Genomic DNA, 20,563 nt, shown 5'->3' on the forward strand with positions numbered 1-20,563 from the left:
TCAGCCATAGGGCCAGCCGCCGAGCCAGAGGGTGTCGCTGATCCGCGGCACCCCCGCGGCCAGCATCACCAGCCGGTCGAAGCCGAGCGCGATGCCGGCCGTGGGCGGCAGCCCGCGGTCGAGGGCGGCGAGGAAGTCGTCATCCACCGGCCAGCCGGGTGCCTCCGGGTGCAGCCGCGCGCGGTCGGCCACATCCCGGTGGAAGCGCGCACGCTGTTCCGGGGCATCGGTCAGCTCGTCGAAGGCGTTGGCGAGTTCGATCCCGGCGACAAACACCTCGAACCGCAGCGCGGCGCGGGGGTCCTCCGGGTCGCGCCGCGCCAGCGCCGCCTGGGGCGCCGGCCAATGGGTGAGGAAGGTGCCGCGGCCGCGGCCGATGCGCGGCTCCACATGGTCCAGCATCAGGCGGAAGAAGGCGTCCTCCCAAGCGAGATCATCCGGCAGCGGATGCCCCGCGGCGGCGGCGGCGGCCAGAAGGGCGGGGCCATCGCCCTCCCCCCCCGGCCCGATGGTCGCGAGCAGATCCAGCCCGCACCAGCAGGCGAAGGCATCCTGCATGCGAAGGCGCTCGAAAGGCAGCGCCAGATCGCTCTCCACCCCGGCATGGGCGACCCGGGGCGGTAGCATGGCGCGCAGATAGGCTTCGGTCTCGTCCATCAGCCCGGCGAGATCGGCGCCGGGCCGATACCATTCGAGCATGGTGAATTCCGGCGCATGGCGGGCGGAAACCTCGCCATTGCGCCAGACCCGCGCCAACTCGAACACCGGCCCCGCGCCCGCCACCAGCAGCCGCTTGATGGCAAGCTCCGGGCTGGTGCGGAGCCAGAGGGCCAGGCTCTCCCCCCGCCCCAGATGCGGCTCGAACCGGGAGGCGAAGCCGTGCAGATGCACCTCCATGCCCGGGACCGGCACCAGCGCGGGGGTCTCCACCTCGGTATAGTCGCGCGCCGAGAACCAGGCGCGGGTGGCGGCGGCCAGGCGTCCGCGGGCGCGCAGCGCCGGCATCCGGGCGGCCAGGGATTGGGGGTGCCAGATCGGGGTCATGGCTTGTGACGTGGCAGGGGGCGGCCGGCTGCGCTAGAGGCTCCCGCATGGACCAGACGATTAGGGAACAGACGATCAGGACCGCATCGGGGCTGGTGGCCGCGGGGCTCCTCCCGCCCGGGCGGGAGAGCGAGGCCGCCGCCGTCGCCACCCGCTACGCCATCGCCGTTACCCCCATCGTTGCCGGGATGATCGATGCCGCCGACCCTGCCGACCCCATCGCCCGGCAATACATTCCCGATGGCGCCGAACTGACGACCGCCGCCTGGGAGATCGACGACCCCACGGCGGATGCCCCCTTCACCCCGATCAAGGGCGTCGTCCACCGCTACCCCGACCGCGCGCTGCTCAAGCCGCTGCTGGCCTGCCCGGTCTATTGCCGCTTCTGTTTCCGCCGCGAGGTGGTCGGCCCCGGCGGCGGGCTGCTGTCGGATGCGGAGCTGGAGGCGGCGCTGGACTGGTTCGCGGCGACCCCGGCGGTGACAGAGGCGATCCTGACCGGGGGTGATCCGCTGATGCTCTCCCCCCGCCGGCTCGCGCGGATCATGCAGCGACTCTCGGCCATCCCGCATATCCAGGTGATCCGCCTGCACAGCCGGGTGCCGGTCTCGGACCCCGACCGCGTCACCGAGGCGCAGGTCGCGGCGCTGGAGACGGAGAAGGCGCTGTTCCTCTGCGTCCATGCCAATCACGCCCGCGAGTTTTCCGCCCCCGCGGCCGCAGCTTTACGGCGGCTGAACCGTTCGGGTGTAGTGCTGCTCGGCCAATCCGTGCTGTTGCGCGGCGTCAATGACACAAGCGAAGCGCTGGAGGCCTTGTTCAGGGCGATGCTGCGACACCGGGTGAAACCCTACTACCTGCACCAGTTGGACGCCGCCCCCGGCACCGCCCGCTTCGCCGTCCCGCCCGAGGAAGGGCTGCGCCTGGTCGCCAACCTGCGCGGGCGCGTGACCGGCCTCGCCTGGCCGACCTATGTGGTCGAGAGCCCGGGCGGCGGCGGCAAGCGCCTGGTCACCGCCCAGGTCCAGGCCGCGTGACGCCGCTGGCCTGGAGCCTTGCCGGGATCTGCGCCCTGCTGATCGCGATCAACGGGCTCAGCATGGCCATCGCCTACCGGCGGCTGCGTCGGCGCGGGCGCCTGCCGCCGCCCCCGGCCGGGGCGGCGCGCATCAGCATCATCCGGCCGGTCTGCGGCATCGAACCCTATGTCGAGGAGACCCTGGCCTCCGGCTTCGCGCTGGATTGGCCGGGCTACGAGCTGATCTTCTGCGTGCAGCAGGCGAGCGACCCGATCGTGCCCATCGTGGAACGCCTCATCGCCGCGCATCCCGCCATCCCCGCCCGGCTGCTGGTCGGCGACGAGCGGGTCAACGCCAACCCCAAGCTGAACAATTGCCTCAAGGGCTGGGCGGCGGCCGAGTCCGGCTGGGTGGTGCTGGCCGATTCCAACGTGCTGATGCCGCCGGACTACCTGCAACAGCTGATGGCCGCCTGGCGGAAGGACACCGGGCTGGTCTGTTCCACCCCCCTCGGCAGCCGGCCGGAGGGGTTCTGGGCCGAGGTGGAATGCGCCTTCCTCAATACCCTCCAGGCCCGCTGGCAATATGTGGGCGAGGCGGTCGGGCTCGGCTTCGCGCAGGGCAAGAGCATGCTCTGGCGGCGGGACATGCTGGACGCCTGGGGCGGCCTCCGCGCTTTGGCCGCCGAGATCGCCGAGGATGCGGCCGCGACCAAGCTCGTGCGTGCCGCCGGGCTGCATGTGCATCTGGTGGACAGCCCCTTCGAGCAGCCCATCGGCCACCGCCGCGCCCGCGAGGTCTGGGGCCGGCAGATCCGCTGGGCCCGGCTGCGCCGCGTGACCTTCCCGGCTTTTTTTGCGCCTGAGATCTTCTCCGGTGTGCTGCCCCCGCTGCTCGCCGGCTGTGTCGCCGCGGGCCTCGCGGGCGGGAACGTCGCGGCGACCGGGCTTGGCGTGATCCTGCTGTTCCATGGCGCGGAAGTTTTACTGGCGCGGGGCAAGGGCTGGCATGTCTCCTGGCCTTGGGTCGCCGCCCTGCTGGTGCGGGACTGCATCATCCCCGTCATGTGGGTCGGGGCCTGGACCGGGGCGCAGGTGGTCTGGCGCGGCAACCGGATGAGCGTCGAGGAAAAACCCGCAACACCCGCCACAACATGAGGATGCACCATGCGTAATTTCCTGATCCGCGCCGCCATCATCGCCGCCGGCGTCTGGATGGCGAGCGAGATCGTCCCCGGGATCTATGTCCGGGACACCGGCAGCATCATCCTCGGCGCCCTGGTGCTCGGGCTGTTGAACGCGACCTTGCGGCCGATCTTCGTGATCCTGTCGCTGCCGCTGACGATCGTGACCTTCGGGCTGTTCGTGCTGGTGGTGAATGCCGCGATGCTGGGCCTCGCAGCCTGGTTCCTGGAAGGGCTGGCGGTCGCGGGCTTCTGGCCGGCGGTGTTCGGGGCGCTGGTGATCTCGCTGGTCTCCTGGGCCATCGGCCTGGCGCTCAGGGACGATTGAAATCACCCTTGCGCGGCGGCGCCCGCGCGGTTCCAATTCGCCCCCATGATCCAGAACCTCCCGAGCCGATCCCTGCGCGAGGATGAGGTCTGGGCGGTATTCGCCTCTTTCGGGCGCAAGCACCGGGTGGCGGCGATCCATCCCACCCGCGCGGCGGCGGAGGCGGACCGGGCGTGGCGCGATTCGCAGGTGCAGGCCTACACCGGCTTCCTGCGTAGCCTGGAACAGCCGGTGCCGGTCTATAGCGTGACGACGGTGCGCCGGGCGGAGCTGCCCAAGGGCTGGGCCCCGCTGCCGGCCCTGGGGTTTCTGCGCGGGAAGATGGCCTGAGAGGGGGGCCGAAGCCCCCCTGCCCGGTTCAGGCCGCCAGCTTGGCGACCTCGGCCGGGCTCATTCGCACCAGCGCGTCGTAATCGGCGATCAGGGTCTCGGTGATCTTGCCCGGGGTGAACTGCATCTCCCCGATGCAGCGCACCGGCGTCACCTCGGCGGCGGTGCCTGCGAGGAAGACCTCGCTCGCATTGGCGATCTCATCCGCGCCGATCACGCGTTCCACCACGGTCATCTGCCGCTTGCGGGCCAGCGCCATCACCGTGCGGCGGGTGATGCCATCCAGGAAGCAGGTCGGCGTCGGGGTGTGGATCTCGCCATTGAAGACGAAGAAGATGTTCGCCCCGGTCGCCTCGGCCACATCGCCCTTGTAGTCGAGCATCAGCGCGTCGGTGAAACCCTCTTCCTCGGCGATATGCTTGGACAGCGTACCGATCATGTAGAGCCCGGCGGCCTTGGAGGCGGTGGGCGCGGTGTCCGGCGCGGGCCGGCGCCATTTGGCATGGCCCAGGCGCACGCCCTTCATCCGGTCAGCGCCGAACAGGTTCGGCCAGGCCCAGACGGCGATCGCCAGATGGATCTTGGTCAACTGCGCCGACACGGCAAGCTGCTCGGTGCCGCGCCAGGCGATGGGGCGGATATAGGCGTCGGTCAGCCCGTTCTTCACCAGCGCCTCATTGCAGGCGGCGGAGATGACCTCGGCGGAATACGGGATCTCGAAGCCCAGGATGCGGCCGGATTCGATCAGCCGGGCGGTGTGGTCGGCGAGGCGGAAGATGTTGCCGGAATAGGCGCGCTCCCCCTCGAAGACGCCGGAGGCGTAATGCAGCCCATGGCTCAGCACATGCAGCTTGGCATCGCGCCAGGGGACGAATGCACCGTCCATCCAGATCCAGCCATCACGGTCGTCGAAAGGCACCAAGGCCATGGCACGCGTTCCTTTTGTAGGTTTCCAACCTAGGTCACGCAACAATCTTGCGTTGATAGGCGGACGCTAGACCCAATGCGTCAAAAGTGTCAAACATACTGACCCAACACGGAGACATGGCACCCATGCCAGCCCCGCCCCCCGGCCTGATCAAGGATGGCACCCGCCCCGCCCAGCATCAGGGCGCCGCCGGGCAGGACCTGCTGTTCCTGCGCGAGGAGGAATTGCGGGCCGCCCAGGACCTGATGTTCTTCGGCTATCGCGACTTCACCGCCGGCGCCGATGCGATGCTGGAGGAGCTTGGGCTCGGCCGCGCGCATCATCGCGTGCTGCATTTCGTGGGCCGCCATCCCGGGATTACGGTTGGCGACCTGCTCGGTATTCTCGGCGTCACCAAGCAATCCCTGGGGCGGGTGCTGACACCGCTGGTGGAGCAGGGGCTGGTGCAGCAGGCGCCAGGCCGGGCGGACCGGCGGCAGCGGCTTCTGGCCTTGACCCCGGATGGCAACGTACTCGAACGTCGCTTGTTCGAACGACAGCGGGAGACGGTGATGCGGGCCTATCGCGAGGCCGGGCCGCAGGCGGTGGATGGATTCCGCCGCGTGATGCGCGGATTGATGGGCGCCGAGGCCCGCGCCGCCATGGACCGGGCCGCGCTGGACCGGTCCCGCCGGGATGGCGAACGGCCCCTGCGGGACGGGGGACGGCCCCTGCGGGATGGGGGCCAGCCATGACGGCCGACCAGCCGCATCTGCTCGTGGTCGATGATGACGCGCGGCTGCGGGCCTTGCTGCAACGCTACCTCGCCGAGCAGGGCTTCCGCGTCACCGCAGCCCCCGATGCCGGCAGCGCGCGGGCGGCGCTGGCCTCGGTCGCCTTCGACCTGATCGTGCTGGATGTAATGATGCCCGGCGAAAGCGGGCTGGAACTGACCGAGTCGCTGCGCCGCGACGGGCAGGATGTGCCGATCCTGATGCTGACCGCCGCCGGCGCCCCGGATGACCGGATCGCGGGGTTCGAGCATGGCGCCGACGATTATCTGGCCAAGCCCTTCGACCCGCGCGAGCTCGCCTTGCGCATCCGCACCATCCTGCGCCGCGCGGCACCGGCGCTGCCGCAGTCGGCGCTGGCCGCCCCCCCGGTGCAGCTCGGCGCGCATTGGTTCGATTCGGAACGGGGCGAGCTGCGCAATGCCGAGGGCAGCGTGCGCCTGACCGGGGGGGAAGCCGCCCTGCTCGCCGCCCTCGCCCGCCGCGCCGGCGATGTGCTGAGCCGGGAGGAGATCGCCATCGCCCTCTCCATGCCCGATGCCGGCGAACGCGCGATCGACGTGCAGGTGACGCGCCTGCGCCGCAAGATCGAGCCCGATCCGCGGGAGCCGCGCTTCCTGCAGACCATCCGCCACCGTGGCTACGTGTTGCGGCCGGGGCAGTAGCCGGTGGCCATCCGCCTGCCGCCGCTGCGGAGCCTGATGCCGAAGGGGCTGCTGGGGCGCAGCCTGCTGATCATCCTCACGCCGCTGGTGGTGTTGCAGGCAATCGCCTTGCAGCTCTTCTACGGCGGGCATCTGGACATCGTCTCGCGCCGCCTCGCGCATGGCGTCGCGGGCGATGTCGGCATGGTGGTCGAACTGCTGACCCGCTTCCCGAACGACGCCGACCGCGGCTGGGTGTTCCGCGAGGCGGCGTGGCGGCTGGACCTGTCCCTCGCCTTCGAGGAAGGCGCGACCCTCGGCCCCCTGCAACCGCGCAACGCCGCTTTGCCGCTGCTGCCCTTGGAGGAGGATCTGGCCTTCGCCCTGCGCGAACGGGTCGGCCTGCCCTTCGATGCCGATTGGGCGAGCGATCCGCGCAGCGTCATCATCCGCGTCGCTTTGCCCGATGGGGTGCTGCATGTGGAGGCGGCGCGCAAACGCCTGTTCACCACCACCCTCTATCTGTTCGTGCTCTGGCTGGCGGGATCGGGCGTGCTGCTGTTCAGCGTCGCCGCGATCTTCATGAAGAACCAGGTCCGCGCCATCCGCCGGCTGGCCCAGGCGGCCGAGGCCTTCGGCATGGGCCGCGACCAGGGGATGATGAAGCCGGAGGGCGCGCTGGAGGTGCGCCAGGCCGCCACCGCCTTCAACCAGATGCAGGGCCGCATCCGCCGCTTCGTCGCCCAGCGCACCGACCTGCTGGCCGGCATCAGCCATGATCTGCGGACCCCCCTGACGCGGATGCGGCTCGGCCTCGCCATGCTGCCGGCGGATGCGCAGGAGGATGGCGCCGCCCTGACCCAGGATGTGGAGGAGATGGAGCGCATGGTCGCGGGCTACCTCACCTTCGCCCGGGGCGAGGGGACCGAGGCGCCCAAGGCCCAGGATCTGGTCGCCATCGTGCAGGACCTGGCTGCCCGGGCCCGGCGCGATGGCGCCTCGGTCGCGGTGGAGGCGCCGGCGCGGCTGGTGCTGCCGCTGCGCGCCGATGCGCTGCGCCGCTGCCTCGGCAATCTGCTGGACAATGCCCGCAAGCATGCCCGCCGCATCGCCATCGGGATCGATGCCGTCCCGCGCGTGCCGGGCGGCCCGCCCGCCTGGGCGATGGTGACGGTGGATGACGACGGGCCCGGCATCCCCGAGGCGCAGCGCGAGGAAGCCTTCAAGCCCTTCGCCGCCTTTTCCTCGGGCGGCACCGGGCTTGGGCTCGCGATCGCGCGCGATATCGCCCGCGCCCATGGTGGCGATGTCGAACTGGAGGATGCGCCCCTCGGGGGCCTGCGGGCGCGGGTGCGCCTGCCGGTCTGAGCACAGGGGGGCTGCTCAATTAATCGTCCCGTCATGCGTTCTCCATCCTGGTGCCGCTCTGGCTGCCCAAAGTCGCGGTGATCGCAGCGCCCGGCGCTGCGTGCCTTTCCGCGGCAGCGAGGATCGCCAGAGCCATGTCAGATATCGCCCCCCCCTTGGTCATCGCCCATCGCGGCGCCAGCGGCTACCTGCCCGAGCACACCATCGAGGCCTATCGGCTGGCCATCGAGATGGGTGCCGATGTCATCGAGCCGGATGTCGTGGTGACCAAGGACGGCGTGCTGATCACCCGCCACGAGAGCAATCTCTCCGAGACCACCGACGTGTCGGAGCATCCCGAATTCGCCGACCGCCACACCACCAAATTCCTCGACGGTGCCAATGTCAGCGGCTGGTTCGCCGAGGATTTCACCCTGGCCGAGATCAAGACCCTCTGGGCGCGCGAACGCATCCCCGAGGAACGGCCGGAAAGCGCCGCCCACAACGATGAATTCCGCATCGCCACCCTCGCGGAGATCATCGCGCTGGTGAACGAGGTGGAGACGGACACCGGCCGGCAGATCGCCATCGCCCCGGAGACCAAGAACCCGACCTATTTCGGCTACTACGGCACCTATCTCGACGGCACGCCGCTGCACATCGACATCAGCGCGATGCTGGTCGAGGCGCTGGTGTCGCTCGGCTTCACCGATGCGCAGCGCGTCTTCATCCAGTCCTTCGACCTGCTGAACCTGATGCAGCTCGAGCATGAGATCATGCCGGCGGCGGGGGTGGATTTTCAGCTGGTGCAGTTGCTCGGCGGGGCGGTGGATGTCGCCTTCCACCTCAACCCCGCCTATGCGGCGCTGGGGGCCGATCCGACCGTCTATGCCCCTTATGCCTTCGGCTATCCGCTGACCGCCGCGGCCGCGCTGAACGGCGAGCTGTTCACCCCCGCCGCGATCCAGGCGATGGCGCAGAGCTACGCCGATTTCATCGCGCCACCCAAGGACGCGCTGCTGACCGCGACCGGCCTCGCGCGGCCGGTCGATGCCGATGGCGACGGCACCGCGGATGCCACCAGCATCCTGACCGGCGCCACGCTCGATCTCGCGGCCCTGGCGGAGGCGCTCGGCATCGGCGTCATTCCCTGGACCGTGCGCATCGAGGAGGGGTTCCGCGCGCTGAACCCTGACGGCACGGAGCAACTGCCGGTCGAGGAATACGTGCGGCTGTACGACTTGGGCCTGAGCGCGCTGTTCACCGACTTCCCCGATCTCGGCCGCGAGATCGCCGACCAATGGGCCGTCGGGGAGGCCGCCATCGCCGCCAGCAACGATCTGGGCGGCAAGGACATCCTGGTGCGCGCGCTGGACGGGCTGACCGCCGCCAAGGGCACCGCGGCCCATGACCGCGCCATCTACTGGGGCGAGGGCACGGTGGTGCTGCCGGGCACGATCGAGGAGCTGCGCCTTCATGGCGCTGCCGATGTGAGCGTGGTCGGCAATGCGCTGGACAACCGCCTGCTAGGCAATGCCGGCGACAACCGCTTTTTCGAGACCGCCGGCCGCGACCGCATCGATGGCGGCATCGGCCGGGACATGCTGGTGCTGGAGGGCAGCGCCGGCGACTACACGGTGACGGTGGAGGACGGGATCGCGGTGATCGGTAACACCGCGACCGGCGGCATCCAGCGTACGGCCAATGTCGAGACGCTGCTCTTCGCCGATGGCGCGCAGGCGCTGTTCGCCACCGGGCAGACGGAGATCGCCAGCCTCTACCGCACCCTTCTGGGCCGGGCCGCGGAGACGGGGGGCTTCGACTTCTGGGCCGAACGCAGCCATGACGGGATGTCGCTGCAGGAGATGGCGCAGGGCTTCGCCGCCGCCGATGAATTCGCCGCGCGCAGCGCCGGGCTGACCACCGCCAATTTCGTCGCCACGCTTTACGCCGAGGCGCTCAACCGCCAAGGCGAGGCGGCGGGGCTGCAGTGGTGGGCGGCGCAGATCGACGGCGGCGCCATGAGCCGCGACGAGGCCGCAGTGGGCTTCCTCAGCAGCGCCGAATTCGCCGGCCATGCCGCCGAGGTATGGCTCTTCGCCTGATACCGCCGCCGAGGCCAAGGGAGGCAGCGCCTCGCTTGGCCTCGGCCGGGGTGCGCGCGACCTCCAGGGATTACTCCGGGGTCTTGGTCACCACGGTCTTGGCCACCATGGTCTTGGCCTCATCCATCGCCTCGACGAAGCGGCGGTTGAGCAGCGCGAGCGCCTCGGAATTGGACTTCTGGATCAGCTCCGCCAGCTCCTTCATGTTGCCGACGGCGCGGCTGTAGGAGGTCTTGAGCAGTTCGGCCTGCTTCGCCGCCTTGTCCTGCGGGGCTGGTGTGGCAGTGATCGACTGCATGGCTTCCGTCAGCTCGCCGACGGATTGCTGCAGGATCTCCATATGGCGCCGGGCCACGGCCTGCGCACCTTCCAGCGCCACCCGGTTCGCGGCCGTCAGGGCATCCAGGTTACGCTTCTGGGCGGCCATCAAGGCCTCGACATCCGGGGTCGCCGGCACGCGAAATTCAGAGAACATACGCATGATATCCTCAGGTTTCGGGGTCTGCATGTGAGCCTCCTTCGCGTTTCCGGTGATAGGTTACGCCTATCCCCGCCGCCCCACCAAGCATGGTGATGCGACAGAATTACGTCGCGGCAGAAATTATCCCTTTGCGTAAGGCCATGAAAACCCGACGAAAACAGGCTCAGGCGATACCCGGCTCCGGCATTGCCGCGCCCGGCGCCGCCTGCCGGTCGCCATCCGACAGGCGCAGCCCCCGCGCGACCTGTTCGGCCCGGTCCAGGGCGCGGTCCAGCGCGGCCATGGTCGCGGAGAGGTCGGGTTGCTCATCGTGACGCCAGGCCCGCACGGCGACCAGCCAGACCGCGCTCACGCCCTTGACCCGCAACAGGCCGAGCGGCCCGTCGGTCGAAATCCCGGCGGCCTCCAGCAGGCGGGCCATCGACAGCGCGAGCATGAGCGCCAGCGCCAGCGCGGTCAGCGGGTCACGCGGCAACTCATCCAGGAAGCGCAGCAAACCCGGCCGATGCGCCGCCATGGCATCGAAACGGCGCATCAGCACATCGAAGACCCGCTCCCGCGGGCTGCCGGCGGCATCGGGGACGGTGCCCTCGGCCACCACGCGGTCCAGCAGGGCGGCATGGCGGGCCAGCAGGGCGATGCGGCAGGGGAAGCGTGCGCGCAGGGCCGCGACCGGCAGGCCGGCGGCCTCGGCCACCGCCTCCGGCGTCGCGGCGCGCCAGCCGGATTCGGCGACGACCTGCCACAGGGCATCGAATACGGGGCCGTCCCCGGGGGAGGTGGTCTGATCGCTCACGCCGCGGCGCCCTTCATCGTTCGATTACGGATATCGGGGCGGCGACCCCGCCCCGGAAGGGGTCAGCCCGCCAGTTCGCGGGAACGCGCCGTCGCGGCGGCGATGGCGTCCTGCATCAGCGCGGGCCAAGCCTCGGGCGCCATCAGCACGGCCAGCGCCCGTTCGGTGGTGCCCTTGGGGCTGGTGACGGCGCGGCGCAGGACCGCCGCATCCTCGGTGCTGGCCGCGAGCAGCGCGCCGGAGCCCGCGACCGTTGCCCGCGCCATGCGCCGGGCCAGATCCTGCGGGATGCCCTGGGCCACGGCCGCGGCCTCCATCACCTCGGCCAGCAGGAAGACATAAGCGGGCCCGCCACCGGAGACGGCGGTGACCGGGTCGATCAGCGCCTCCTCCTCGACCCAGGCGGTCTGCCCGATGGCACCGAGCAGCGCATCGGCCAGCGCCCGGTCCGCCGCCGCGACGCCGGGGCCGGCATGGCTGACCGTGAAGCCCTGGCGGATAGCGGCCGGGGTATTGGGCATGGCGCGGATAATGCGCGCCTCGGCGCCCAAGCTGCCTTGCAAATAGGCAATCGTGCGCCCGGCCATGATCGACAGGAACAGCGCGCCGCCGAAGCGGGCATAGGCGGGCAAGGCGTTGGGCGCTTCCTGCGGCTTGATCGCCAGCACCACAACACCGGGGGTGAAGTCGGCGGGGATGGCCGCCGCATCGGCCACGACGCGGACCCGATCGGAAAAATCCTGGCCGGCATTGGGGTGGGGATCGACCACCACCGCCTCGGCCAGCCCCTGTTCCAGCCAGCCGGCCAGCATAGCGCCGCCCATCTTGCCGCAACCAACCAGGAGCAGCGGGGGCAGGGTCTGGGTCATGGCGGCGGCTCCGGGGACAGGTCTTCCCCCGTCTGCCGCCTGCCGAGGCCCCCGGTCAACTCACGCCATTCGCCTTACGCTTCGCCGACGCATTCCAGCATCGCGGCGGCCAGCGCCTCGGCCGGGGGCTTGCCGCCCCAGAGCACGAACTGGAAGGCGGGGAAGAACCGCTCGCATTCGGTGATGGCGATATCGACCATGTCTTCCAGGCTCTCCGCCGAGGCACCGGTAGCGCCACGCAGCAGCACGGCATGGCGGAACACCGGCACGCCATCATCGGCATCGATGCCGAAATGCCCGATCCAGAGCTTTTCATTGGCCAAGGCGAGCAATTCGAACAGTGGCCCACGACGGTTGGCCGGGACCTTCATGTCAAAGGCGCAGGAAAAATGCATCGCGCTGATGTCCTGGGACCAGGAAAACCACAGCCCGTAGTCGCACCATTTCCCGGGGACCTCGGCCGCCATCTCCGAATCGGACGCGCGTTCATGCGTCCAATCATTGGCGCCGAGGATCTGTTCCAGCACATCCAAGGGATTGTGCGAGCGTTCGGTTTCGTAGCTGAGAGCAGCGGACATGGTAGCACGCCTCCTGCCGGGGAAAGACCAATTCGCCCCCCGGTCCGGCGCCGGTCCGATTCCTCGGTACCGGTGCACCATCCCGACCCCTAGGGGCGAATCGCCGCCAGACCCACTAGTAATAGCTAGGACACGCAGGATTCATGCCGCAAGGGCCGCGTGCGTTCCAAATCGTGACGGTTACGTGCTTTCTGGGGGCGACGGCTCCATCGTGGCCCCCGGCGAGACGCCCCCTTCGGGTAGCGCGGTGGAGGGCTCGGCCGGCCCCATCCGCAGTTCGAGCGCTGCAACCCGCACCTCCAAAGCCTCCGCCTGCTCGCGGGCCAGGCGGGCGACCTCGAGCGCCACATCGAGATCCTCGCGCTTGACCAGCCCCAGGCGCTGGATCGCGGCCTCGCTCTGGGTGCGGACCATGGTCTCCACCTCGTCCCGCAGCCCGGCCATCATGCTGACGGCGCCACCGGCCATGCCCGCCAGATCGTCAAAGAATTTCTTGCCACCGGTCCCGCTCATGCTCGTCTCCTTGCCGCAGCTTCCAGCCCCGCCCTATACCCCCGCGGCGTGGCGAGGCTGAAGAGACATGTATCTGGTCACGGGTGGGGCCGGCTTCATCGGGTCGAATATTACCGCGGCCCTCTGCGACGCGGGCCATGAGGTTCTCGTCTGCGACCGCCTGCGCGATGGGGAGAAGTGGCGGAATATCGCCAGGCACCCGATCGCCGGGCTGCTGGCGCCCGAGGCGCTGCCGGAGTTCCTCGAAACCGCCCGGGACATCCAGGCCGTGGTCCATATGGGCGCGATCAGCGCCACCACGGCGACGGATGCCGATCTCGTCGCCCATACCAACCTGACCCTGACGCTGCGGCTCTGGGACTGGTGTGCGGCGAAGGGGGTGCCCTTCATCTACGCCTCCTCGGCCGCAACCTATGGCGATGGGAATGAGGGCTTCGAGGATGATCCCTCGGCCCTGGCCACATTGCGGCCGTTGAACCTCTACGGCTGGTCCAAGCACGCGACCGATCGCCGCATCCAGGACCTGCTGGCCCGCGGCCGTCCGCGTCCGCCGTCCTGGGCCGGGCTGAAATTCTTCAACGTCTATGGGCCGAATGAGGCGCACAAGGGCCGGATGGCCTCGGTGGTGCTGCACAAATACCGCCAGATCGCGGCCGGCGAACCCGCCACCCTCTTCGCCTCCGACCGCCCCGGCATCGCCGATGGCGACCAGAGGCGCGATTTCGTGCATGTCGAGGATTGCGTGCAGGCGGTCCTCTGGCTGCTGGCGCATCCCCAGGCCGGCGGGCTGTTCAACATCGGCAGCGGGCAGGCACGCAGCTTCCTCGACCTGACCCGGGCGATCTATGCCGCCCTCGGCCGCGCCCCCGATATCCGCTTCGTGCCCATGCCGCCCGATCTCGCCGGCAAGTACCAGTATTTCACGCAAGCGCCCCTGGGTCGGCTTCGGGCAGCCGGCTATGACCGCCCCGCGACCTCGCTTGAGGATGGCGTGGGCGATTACGTTCGGCGTTTCCTGACCCAGGCGGACCCGTACCGGTGATATTCGCGATCCCGTTTCCCATGATCGACCCGGTGGCTCTCGCCATCGGCCCCTTCGCCATCCGCTGGTATGCGCTGGCCTATATCGGCGGCATCCTGCTGGGCTGGCGGCTGGCACGGGTGCTGGTGGCGCGGCATCCGGTAGCGGCCACGGCACTGCAGGTCGATGATTTCGTCACATGGACGACGCTCGGCATCATCCTCGGCGGCAGGCTCGGCTACGTGCTGTTCTACCGGCCGCTCTACTACATCCAGGTGCCGTGGGAGGCGCTCTACGTCTGGCAGGGCGGCATGTCCTTCCATGGCGGCGCGCTCGGCGTGATCGTCGCGACCTTCTGGTTCTGCAAGCGGGAGGGCCTGGACCCGCTGCGCTTCGGCGACCGCATCGCGCCGGTGGTGCCGATCGGGCTCGGGCTAGGGCGGATCGCCAATTTCGTGAATGGCGAGCTTTGGGGCCGGGTCGCGGATGTGCCCTGGGCCATGGCCTTCCCGACCGGGGGGCCGGAGCCGCGGCATCCCTCGCAGCTCTACCAGGCGACCATGGAGGGGCTGATTCTCTTCCTCCTGCTGCTCTGGCTGGCGCGGAAGCCCGCGGTGCTGGCGCGGCGCGGCTACCTGACCGGGGTGTTCATCGCGGGCTATGGCGTGGCACGGCTGATCGGCGAGCATTTCCGCCAGCCCGACGCGCATCTGGGCTTCCTCACCTTCGGCCTGACCATGGGCCAGATCCTGTCGCTGCCGATGCTGCTGGTGGGTGGCTGGCTGATCTGGCGTTCCCGCCGCCAGCCGGATTTGGCGTGACCGCCGAACGGCTGGACGCCTTCATGGCGCGGGCCAATGCCGCCTATTACGCGCGGCGAAACCCCTTCGCCGATTTCACCACCGCCCCCGAGATCGGCCAGGTTTTCGGCGAGGTCCTGGGGCTCTGGGCCGCCATGGTCTGGGACAGCATGGGCCGCCCCGAGCGGGTGCTGCTGGTCGAGGCCGGGCCCGGCCGCGGCACCATGATGGCCGACGCCCTGCGCGCCGCCGCCGTGCTGCCGGGGTTTCTGGCCGCGGCAGAGTTGCATCTGATCGAGACCTCGCCCGGCTTGCGCGCGGAACAGGCCAGGCGGCTGCCCGGCGCGATCTGGCACGATGATCTGGCCGGGCTGCCGCCGGGGCCGATGATCCTGCTCGCCAATGAATTCCTGGATGCGCTGCCGATCCGCCAGTTTTTGCGCGACGACGCCGGCTGGCAGGAACGTTGGGTCGAGGACGGCGCCTCCACCCTCCGCCCCACCGAGTTCGAAGCAGCGGGCGAGCCCGGCGACATCCGTGAGCGTTGCGAGGCGGCGTTGACCTGGACCGCCGCCCTCGCCGCGCGGTTGGGCGCGCAGGGGGGCGCCGCCTTGCTGGTGGACTACGGCCCTGCCGAAAGCGGCCCCGGCGACACCTTGCAGGCGTTGCGCCAGGGCGCACCCGCCGATCCGCTGGCCGATCCCGGCACGGCCGACCTAACGGCCCATGTCGATTTCGCGGCCATCGCCGGGGCGGCTGGTCCCGCTGCCGTCCATGGCCCGCTGCCGCAGGGCGTGTTCCTGGCCCGGCTCGGCCTGTTCCAGCGCACCGCCGCGCTGACCGCCGCCGCCCCGCAACGCGCCGCCGCCTTGGCCGCCGCCGCCCACCGCCTGACGGCGCCCGAGGCCATGGGACGGCTGTTCAAGGCGCTGGCGATCTGCCACCCCGACCTGCCCCTGCCTCCGGGATTTGCCGCATGACGACGCCCTACCTGACTGCCGCCTTGCCCACCCCGCATGGGTTCTTCACCCGCGCCGGCGGGGTGTCCGAGGGCCGGTTCGCCAGCCTCAACTGCTCACTGAACGGGCGCGACGATCCGGCGGCAGCGATCGAGAACCGCCGCCGCGCCACCTCGGCGCTGGGCTTCGGGACGCTGCTCGGGCTGGTGCAGGTGCATGGCGCCGAGGTTGCCGTCGCCGATGCGCCTTGGGAGGAACGCCCCCGCGCCGATGCGCTGGTGACGAGCACGCCCGGGCTGCTGCTCGGCATCGTCACCGCCGATTGCGCGCCGGTGCTGTTCTCGGCCCCCGGGGTGGTCGGCGCGGCCCATGCCGGCTGGCGCGGCGCCGTGGCCGGGGTGCTGGAGGCGACGGTGGATGCGATGGTCGGCCTCGGCGCCGATCCCGCGCGGATCTCGGCCGCCATCGGCCCCTGCATCCGCCAGCCCTCCTACGAGGTCGCGGCCGATCTGCGCGACGAGGTGCTGGCCGAGGACGCCGATGCCACGCGCTTCTTCGCCGATGGCGCGCGGCCAGGACGCTGGTGGTTCGACCTCGCGGGGTATTGCGCGGCCCGCCTCGCCCGGCGCGGCATTGTCGCCGAGACCCTGGCGGCCGATACCCTGGCCGAACCGGGGCGCTTCTTCAGCCACCGCCGCGCCACCCTGGCGCAGGACCAGCCGGTGGGGCACCAGCTTTCCGCCATCGGGCTGGCGCCCTGGGCAGGCTAGCGCCCTGAGCAAGCTGGTGTCCGGGCAAGCTGGTGTCCGGGCAGGCTGGCGTCCTGGGCAGGCTGGTGTCCTGGGCCCCATCCCCGCATAAACCGCCGATGCCCTACCTCTACATGTTCGCCGTACTGATGCTGCTCACCATGCTTGCGAGCTGCTTCGTCTGATGCGCCGCGCCCTGCTGCTGCTGGTGGCCTTGGCGGGCTGCGGCCAGCTCAACCAGCCCTATCGCGGAAATCCGGGCGGTGAGGCCCGCCGGCTTGCGGCGCCCCCGGTCTATCGGCTCGCCGTGCCCTCCCCCAATCAGGCGCTGCTGACCGACCGCGCCTCCTCCAACCTCGCCGTTTTGCTGGCCGAGGCGCTGGAAGGCGCCGAGGTGCCCGCCGTCGCGGGGCCGCCAACGCCGCTCGACTGGCAGCTCACCATCATGGCGACGCGGGAGGGCGAGATGATCCGCCCGCATTATGTCCTGGCCGATGCCGATGGCCGCGACCTCGGCGCCACCGCCGGGCCGCGGGTGCCGATCCGCGCCTGGGGCGATGAGGGCGAGACGACCCTGGCCGCCGCAGCCGAGGCCGCGACTCCGCTGGTCGCGCGCCTGCTCGCCACCGCCGACGCCGCCCGCCGGGCGACCGATCCCGAATTGCTGCGCGTCGGCGGGCCGCCCCGGCTGCGCCTGGTGCCCGTCCGTGGCGCGCCAGGGGATGGCAATGCCAGCCTGACCTCCCGCCTGCGGGAATTCCTGCCGAATGAGGGCTTCGCGGTGCAGGATGTCGCCGATGGCGCGGGCTTCGCGGTGGAGGGGATCGTCCGCGTCAGCCGCGACCGGGTCCATACCACCGAGGATCAGGCCGATATCCAGTTCATCGTGACCCGCCGCGATGGCGAGGAGCTGGGGCGCGTCGCCTTCGTCAACAACGTGCCCACCGGCAGCCTGAACGGCTTCTGGGGCGATATCGCCGATGTCATCGCCCAGACCGCGGCCCCGGGGATCAAGCAGGTGATCGAAACCGCCGGCGGTTTCGCGGCCGGGCAGCGGCCCGCGGCGCCCTGAGACGATGCGGCCGGCGCGCAACTTTACGCGCGCTGCCGGGCTGCGGCCCCACGCGCGCCATGGACACCCAAGTGTCGCATTGCTAACCCTCCCCCGCCTTTCAGCCCCCCCTGGCTGCGTCACGCGGCCCTGGAGCCCACGCCCCCATGAAAATCATCGCCTGCAACAGCAACCGCCCTCTCGCCGAGGCGGTCGCTGCGGCGCTGAATATCCCGCTGGCGCAAGCCTCCGTCCGGCGCTTCGCCGATATGGAGATCTTCGTCGAGATCCACGAGAACGTGCGGGGTGAGGATGTCTTCGTCATCCAGAGCACCTCCTACCCCGCCAATGACAACCTCATGGAATTGCTGATCACGCTGGATGCGCTGCGCCGGGCCTCGGCCCGCCGCATCACCGCGGTGATCCCCTATTTCGGCTATGCAAGGCAGGACCGGAAGTCCGGCAGCCGCACGCCGATCAGCGCCAAGCTGGTCGCCAACCTCATCACCGAGGCCGGTGCCAACCGCGTGCTGACGATGGATCTGCACGCGGGGCAGATCCAGGGCTTCTTCGACATCCCGGTGGACAACCTCTTCTCCGCGCCGCTCTACGCCCGCGACATCCAGCAGCAATACGCCGGGCGCGAGCTGATGGTCGTCTCGCCCGACGTCGGCGGCGTGGTCCGCGCGCGGGCGATCGCGACGCGGCTGCACACGGATCTGGCCATCATCGACAAGCGCCGCCCCCGCGCCGGCGTGTCGGAGGTCATGAACGTGATCGGCGAGGTCCAGGGCCGCGACTGCATCCTGGTCGATGACATCGTGGACTCGGGCGGCACGCTGGTGAATGCGGCCGAGGCGCTGATCAAGAGCGGCGCCAAATCGGCCAGCGTCTATGTGACGCACGGCGTGTTCTCGGGCGGGGCCGTCGCCCGTGTCGGCGCCTCGCCGATCGAGAAGATGGTGGTCACCGACAGCATCCTGGCGACCGAGGCGGTGCGCGTCTCGCGCAACATCCGCCAGGTGACGATCGCCCCCCTGCTGGCCGAGGCGATGCGGCGGATCAGCGAGGAATCCTCGGTCTCCACCCTGTTCTGCTGAGGGGGGTTCTGCTGACGGGGTTCTGCTGACGGGCGGGGGGGGCATCGTCCCCCCCTTCCTTACCGGCGGCATCCGCGCGAAGGTCCGGCATACCGGAAACCGGTCAAGGAACCTCCGCCATGAAGCTTTTCTACGCCCCCGGCGCCTGCTCGCTCGGCATCCATGTGCTGTTGGAGGAGATCGGCGCGCCCTATGAGGCCGAGGCCGTCGATCTGCGCAGCGGGGCGCAGTTCAAGCCGGAATTCACCGCGGTGAACCCGAAGTCCAAGGTACCGACCCTGGCGCTGGACGAAGGCGCGCCGCTGACCGAATACCCCGCCATCGCCTATTACCTCGCCGCGACCTACCCCGCCGCGAAGCTGATGCCGGCCGCCGGCGAGCCGATGGCGCGCGCGATCGAGGCGACGGACTTCTGCGTCTCCACCATGCACATGCAGGGCTTCTCCCGCATCTTCCGCCCGGCGAACTTCGCGCCCAGCGAAGGCGACGCCGATGCGGTGAAGGCGCGCGGCGCCGAGATCTTCGACAAGGGCCTCGCCGTCATGGAGAAGGCGCTGGAGGGCAAGGACTGGGTCGCGGGCGAGTTCTCCTTCGCCGATACCGCACTGTTCTACGTCTGCTACTGGCGCGCCGCGCGGCTCAAGCTGCCCCTGCCCGAGCGGGTCGCCGCGCATTACGCGCGGATGCTGGCCCGCCCGGCGACGCAGCGCGCCATGGTCGCCGAAGGGCTCGCCTGATCATGCCCCCCGCGACCCGGCCGACGCTCTGGACCAGTTCCCGCACCGCAGGGACGGTCACCCATCTGGCGGCGGCGGTCGCGGGGCTGGATCTGGATATCCGCTTCCTCTCCCTGCGCGGCGGCGACACCAGGACGCCCGCCTATCTGGCGCTGAACCCCAAGGGGCAGGTGCCGGCGCTGGAACTGGCCGATGGCACCGTCATCACCGAGGCCCCGGCGATCCTGACCTGGATCGCCGATGTCGCGCCGGACAGCGGCCTGCTGCCCGCGATGCATCCGCAACGGGCCAAGGCGCTGGAGTGGATGGCCTGGTGCCAGACGATCTGGACCGGCGCCTTTGGCCTGGCCTTCGGCGCCAAGCGCATCGCCGGCGATGATGTTGCGGTCGCTGCCCTGCTGCGGGCGGCCGGGATCGAACGCGTGACGGCCGCCATGGCGCTGGTCGATGCCGCCATCCAGCCGGATGGCACGCTGCTCGGCACCGGGCAGCCGACGGCGGCGGATCTGTACGTCTTCCACCTGACCACCTTCCTCAAGCCACTGGCGATCGATATCTCGGCCCTGCCACACCTCGCGGCCCTGCGCGAGCATGTGGGAGCCCTGCCCGGCGTCATCGCCGCCCTTGCCCGGGAAGCCGCATGAGCCTGCCCCAGATCCCGTTCTGGTTCCTCCGCCATGGCGAGACCGACTGGAACGCCCGCTACCTCGCCCAGGGCGGGACCGATGTCGCGCTGAACGCGGCCGGCATCGCCCAGGCGCATCGGGCCGCGGCGGCGCTGAAGGCGTTGCCGCCGGAGCGGCGGCCGGTTGCCGTCGTTGCCTCCCCGCTCGGCCGGGCGCAGGTGACGGCGGAGGTCGCGGCCGAGGCGCTCGGCCTGCCCTTCACCACCGACGAGGGGCTGCGCGAATGCAGCTTCGGCGTGATGGAGGGCCAGGTCATGGCCGAGTGGTTCCACGCCTGGGTCGCCGGCGAGGACACGCCCGAGGGCTGCGAGTCCTTCCTCGACCTGCGCCTGCGGGCGCGTTCGGCGATCGGCCGGGCGCTGACGCTGCCGGGGCCGGTGCTGGTGGTGGCACATGGCGCGCTCTGGCGCGGCTTCCGGGCCGAGGCCGGGCTGCCGGCCGATATCCGCACACCCAATGCCCAGCCGCTCTGGGTCGCGCCGGGCGATCCCGCCTGGAGCATGACGCCGCTCGATCTGGCGTGAG

24 protein-coding genes are annotated in these 20,563 nt (G+C 70.3%); 17 read left to right on the forward strand and 7 right to left on the reverse strand.

Going from position 1 to position 20,563, the window contains the following annotated elements; genetic code table 11:
* Positions 1–1,044, reverse strand: coding sequence for an EF-P lysine aminoacylase EpmA (gene epmA / locus C8P66_RS11360; protein ID WP_111398375.1), 1,044 nt, complete (start codon positions 1,042–1,044; stop codon positions 1–3).
* Positions 1,045–1,091: 47 nt separating this feature from the next.
* Here epmA and C8P66_RS11365 point away from each other — a divergent pair, with 47 nt between their 5' ends.
* The 4 genes from C8P66_RS11365 to C8P66_RS11380 are packed head-to-tail and all read left to right on the forward strand — an operon-like array spanning position 1,092 to position 3,904.
* Positions 1,092–2,081, forward strand: coding sequence for a lysine-2,3-aminomutase-like protein (locus tag C8P66_RS11365; protein ID WP_111398376.1), 990 nt, complete (start codon positions 1,092–1,094; stop codon positions 2,079–2,081).
* Positions 2,078–3,220 (forward strand): ceramide glucosyltransferase, encoded by a 1,143-nt coding sequence (locus C8P66_RS11370; protein ID WP_211314115.1) that lies wholly within the window; start codon positions 2,078–2,080, stop codon positions 3,218–3,220. Before C8P66_RS11365 ends, C8P66_RS11370 begins: the two co-directional genes overlap by 4 nt.
* Positions 3,221–3,229: 9 nt before the next feature.
* Entirely contained in the window at positions 3,230–3,574 is a 345-nt protein-coding gene (locus C8P66_RS11375) for a phage holin family protein (protein ID WP_111398377.1), read from the forward strand.
* Positions 3,575–3,619: 45 nt separating this feature from the next.
* A complete protein-coding gene (locus C8P66_RS11380) occupies positions 3,620–3,904 on the forward strand; it encodes a hypothetical protein (RefSeq protein WP_111398378.1) in 285 nt (94 codons plus the stop codon).
* Between the two features lie 28 nt (positions 3,905–3,932).
* Here the strand turns inward: C8P66_RS11380 and C8P66_RS11385 are convergent, their stop codons facing one another.
* Positions 3,933–4,832, reverse strand: coding sequence for a branched-chain amino acid aminotransferase (locus tag C8P66_RS11385; RefSeq protein WP_111398379.1), 900 nt, complete (start codon positions 4,830–4,832; stop codon positions 3,933–3,935).
* A 125-nt stretch (positions 4,833–4,957) separates the two neighbouring features.
* Here C8P66_RS11385 and C8P66_RS11390 point away from each other — a divergent pair, with 125 nt between their 5' ends.
* The 4 genes from C8P66_RS11390 to C8P66_RS11405 all read left to right on the forward strand — a co-directional run bounded on the left by C8P66_RS11390 (position 4,958) and on the right by C8P66_RS11405 (position 9,698).
* On the forward strand, positions 4,958–5,566 hold the full coding sequence (locus tag C8P66_RS11390) for a MarR family winged helix-turn-helix transcriptional regulator (protein WP_111398380.1): 609 nt from the start codon (positions 4,958–4,960) through the stop codon (positions 5,564–5,566).
* Positions 5,563–6,267 carry a response regulator gene (locus tag C8P66_RS11395; RefSeq protein WP_111398381.1) on the forward strand — a complete coding sequence of 235 codons (705 nt, stop codon included), beginning with the start codon at positions 5,563–5,565 and terminating at the stop codon, positions 6,265–6,267. The genes C8P66_RS11390 and C8P66_RS11395 overlap by 4 nt, the downstream gene beginning before the upstream one ends.
* 3 nt (positions 6,268–6,270) lie before the next feature.
* Positions 6,271–7,614: an ATP-binding protein gene (locus tag C8P66_RS11400; RefSeq protein ID WP_245903438.1), complete on the forward strand. Its 1,344-nt coding sequence runs from the start codon at positions 6,271–6,273 to the stop codon at positions 7,612–7,614.
* Positions 7,615–7,748: 134 nt separating this feature from the next.
* Positions 7,749–9,698: a glycerophosphodiester phosphodiesterase family protein gene (locus C8P66_RS11405; RefSeq protein ID WP_111398382.1), complete on the forward strand. Its 1,950-nt coding sequence runs from the start codon at positions 7,749–7,751 to the stop codon at positions 9,696–9,698.
* Between the two features lie 70 nt (positions 9,699–9,768).
* Here C8P66_RS11405 and C8P66_RS11410 read toward each other — a convergent pair whose 3' ends face one another.
* The 5 genes from C8P66_RS11410 to C8P66_RS11430 form a co-directional block, all read right to left on the reverse strand.
* Positions 9,769–10,173, reverse strand: coding sequence for a phasin family protein (locus tag C8P66_RS11410; RefSeq protein ID WP_342768013.1), 405 nt, complete (start codon positions 10,171–10,173; stop codon positions 9,769–9,771).
* A 169-nt stretch (positions 10,174–10,342) separates the two neighbouring features.
* Positions 10,343–10,975, reverse strand: a complete 633-nt coding sequence (locus tag C8P66_RS11415) for a TetR family transcriptional regulator (RefSeq protein WP_111398383.1) — start codon at positions 10,973–10,975, stop codon at positions 10,343–10,345.
* A 62-nt stretch (positions 10,976–11,037) separates the two neighbouring features.
* Complete coding sequence (gene proC, locus C8P66_RS11420; RefSeq protein WP_111398384.1) at positions 11,038–11,844, reverse strand: pyrroline-5-carboxylate reductase; 807 nt, start codon at positions 11,842–11,844, stop codon at positions 11,038–11,040.
* A 74-nt stretch (positions 11,845–11,918) separates the two neighbouring features.
* A complete protein-coding gene (locus tag C8P66_RS11425; protein ID WP_111398385.1) occupies positions 11,919–12,422 on the reverse strand; it encodes a type III secretion system chaperone family protein in 504 nt (167 codons plus the stop codon).
* Between the two features lie 180 nt (positions 12,423–12,602).
* Positions 12,603–12,935: an accessory factor UbiK family protein gene (locus C8P66_RS11430; protein ID WP_111398386.1), complete on the reverse strand. Its 333-nt coding sequence runs from the start codon at positions 12,933–12,935 to the stop codon at positions 12,603–12,605.
* A gap of 67 nt (positions 12,936–13,002) precedes the next feature.
* Here C8P66_RS11430 and rfaD point away from each other — a divergent pair, with 67 nt between their 5' ends.
* The 9 genes from rfaD to C8P66_RS11475 all read left to right on the forward strand — a co-directional run bounded on the left by rfaD (position 13,003) and on the right by C8P66_RS11475 (position 20,562).
* Entirely contained in the window at positions 13,003–13,977 is a 975-nt protein-coding gene (gene rfaD, locus C8P66_RS11435; protein WP_111398387.1) for an ADP-glyceromanno-heptose 6-epimerase, read from the forward strand.
* A gap of 20 nt (positions 13,978–13,997) precedes the next feature.
* Complete coding sequence (gene lgt, locus C8P66_RS11440; protein WP_111398388.1) at positions 13,998–14,777, forward strand: prolipoprotein diacylglyceryl transferase; 780 nt, start codon at positions 13,998–14,000, stop codon at positions 14,775–14,777.
* A gap of 23 nt (positions 14,778–14,800) precedes the next feature.
* On the forward strand, positions 14,801–15,736 hold the full coding sequence (locus C8P66_RS11445) for an SAM-dependent methyltransferase (RefSeq protein ID WP_211314121.1): 936 nt from the start codon (positions 14,801–14,803) through the stop codon (positions 15,734–15,736).
* Positions 15,733–16,485 carry a polyphenol oxidase family protein gene (locus C8P66_RS11450; RefSeq protein WP_111398390.1) on the forward strand — a complete coding sequence of 251 codons (753 nt, stop codon included), beginning with the start codon at positions 15,733–15,735 and terminating at the stop codon, positions 16,483–16,485. Before C8P66_RS11445 ends, C8P66_RS11450 begins: the two co-directional genes overlap by 4 nt.
* A 163-nt stretch (positions 16,486–16,648) precedes the next feature.
* Positions 16,649–17,536 carry a hypothetical protein gene (locus C8P66_RS11455; RefSeq protein ID WP_111398391.1) on the forward strand — a complete coding sequence of 296 codons (888 nt, stop codon included), beginning with the start codon at positions 16,649–16,651 and terminating at the stop codon, positions 17,534–17,536.
* 146 nt (positions 17,537–17,682) lie between these two features.
* A complete protein-coding gene (locus tag C8P66_RS11460) occupies positions 17,683–18,615 on the forward strand; it encodes a ribose-phosphate pyrophosphokinase (RefSeq protein WP_111398392.1) in 933 nt (310 codons plus the stop codon).
* A gap of 119 nt (positions 18,616–18,734) precedes the next feature.
* Positions 18,735–19,352, forward strand: coding sequence for a glutathione S-transferase family protein (locus C8P66_RS11465; protein ID WP_111398393.1), 618 nt, complete (start codon positions 18,735–18,737; stop codon positions 19,350–19,352).
* Positions 19,353–19,354: 2 nt separating this feature from the next.
* Entirely contained in the window at positions 19,355–19,996 is a 642-nt protein-coding gene (locus C8P66_RS11470; RefSeq protein WP_111398394.1) for a glutathione S-transferase family protein, read from the forward strand.
* The gene (locus tag C8P66_RS11475) at positions 19,993–20,562 is read left to right on the forward strand and encodes a histidine phosphatase family protein (protein WP_111398395.1); all 570 of its coding nucleotides are present in this window, start codon (positions 19,993–19,995) and stop codon (positions 20,560–20,562) included. The genes C8P66_RS11470 and C8P66_RS11475 overlap by 4 nt, the downstream gene beginning before the upstream one ends.
* Position 20,563 lies beyond the last annotated feature (1 nt).

Source organism: Humitalea rosea, from assembly GCF_003253705.1.
GTDB lineage: Bacteria > Pseudomonadota > Alphaproteobacteria > Acetobacterales > Acetobacteraceae > Humitalea > Humitalea rosea.

Bases quoted from the DNA above. Each gene is read 5' to 3' on its own strand.
- C8P66_RS11385 (WP_111398379.1), bottom strand. From the start codon at position 4,832: ATGGCCTTGGTGCCTTTCGACGACCGTGATGGCTGGATCTGGATGGAC.
- C8P66_RS11475 (WP_111398395.1), top strand. From the start codon at position 19,993: ATGAGCCTGCCCCAGATCCCGTTCTGGTTCCTCCGCCATGGCGAGACC.
- C8P66_RS11450 (WP_111398390.1), top strand. From the start codon at position 15,733: ATGACGACGCCCTACCTGACTGCCGCCTTGCCCACCCCGCATGGGTTC.
- C8P66_RS11455 (WP_111398391.1), top strand. From the start codon at position 16,649: ATGCGCCGCGCCCTGCTGCTGCTGGTGGCCTTGGCGGGCTGCGGCCAG.
- C8P66_RS11380 (WP_111398378.1), top strand. From the start codon at position 3,620: ATGATCCAGAACCTCCCGAGCCGATCCCTGCGCGAGGATGAGGTCTGG.
- rfaD (WP_111398387.1), top strand. From the start codon at position 13,003: ATGTATCTGGTCACGGGTGGGGCCGGCTTCATCGGGTCGAATATTACC.
- C8P66_RS11395 (WP_111398381.1), top strand. From the start codon at position 5,563: ATGACGGCCGACCAGCCGCATCTGCTCGTGGTCGATGATGACGCGCGG.
- C8P66_RS11390 (WP_111398380.1), top strand. From the start codon at position 4,958: ATGCCAGCCCCGCCCCCCGGCCTGATCAAGGATGGCACCCGCCCCGCC.
- lgt (WP_111398388.1), top strand. From the start codon at position 13,998: ATGATCGACCCGGTGGCTCTCGCCATCGGCCCCTTCGCCATCCGCTGG.
- C8P66_RS11365 (WP_111398376.1), top strand. From the start codon at position 1,092: ATGGACCAGACGATTAGGGAACAGACGATCAGGACCGCATCGGGGCTG.
- C8P66_RS11410 (WP_342768013.1), bottom strand. From the start codon at position 10,173: ATGTTCTCTGAATTTCGCGTGCCGGCGACCCCGGATGTCGAGGCCTTG.
- epmA (WP_111398375.1), bottom strand. From the start codon at position 1,044: ATGACCCCGATCTGGCACCCCCAATCCCTGGCCGCCCGGATGCCGGCG.
- C8P66_RS11375 (WP_111398377.1), top strand. From the start codon at position 3,230: ATGCGTAATTTCCTGATCCGCGCCGCCATCATCGCCGCCGGCGTCTGG.
- C8P66_RS11405 (WP_111398382.1), top strand. From the start codon at position 7,749: ATGTCAGATATCGCCCCCCCCTTGGTCATCGCCCATCGCGGCGCCAGC.
- C8P66_RS11460 (WP_111398392.1), top strand. From the start codon at position 17,683: ATGAAAATCATCGCCTGCAACAGCAACCGCCCTCTCGCCGAGGCGGTC.
- C8P66_RS11425 (WP_111398385.1), bottom strand. From the start codon at position 12,422: ATGTCCGCTGCTCTCAGCTACGAAACCGAACGCTCGCACAATCCCTTG.
- C8P66_RS11430 (WP_111398386.1), bottom strand. From the start codon at position 12,935: ATGAGCGGGACCGGTGGCAAGAAATTCTTTGACGATCTGGCGGGCATG.
- C8P66_RS11445 (WP_211314121.1), top strand. From the start codon at position 14,801: ATGGCGCGGGCCAATGCCGCCTATTACGCGCGGCGAAACCCCTTCGCC.
- C8P66_RS11465 (WP_111398393.1), top strand. From the start codon at position 18,735: ATGAAGCTTTTCTACGCCCCCGGCGCCTGCTCGCTCGGCATCCATGTG.
- proC (WP_111398384.1), bottom strand. From the start codon at position 11,844: ATGACCCAGACCCTGCCCCCGCTGCTCCTGGTTGGTTGCGGCAAGATG.
- C8P66_RS11470 (WP_111398394.1), top strand. From the start codon at position 19,355: ATGCCCCCCGCGACCCGGCCGACGCTCTGGACCAGTTCCCGCACCGCA.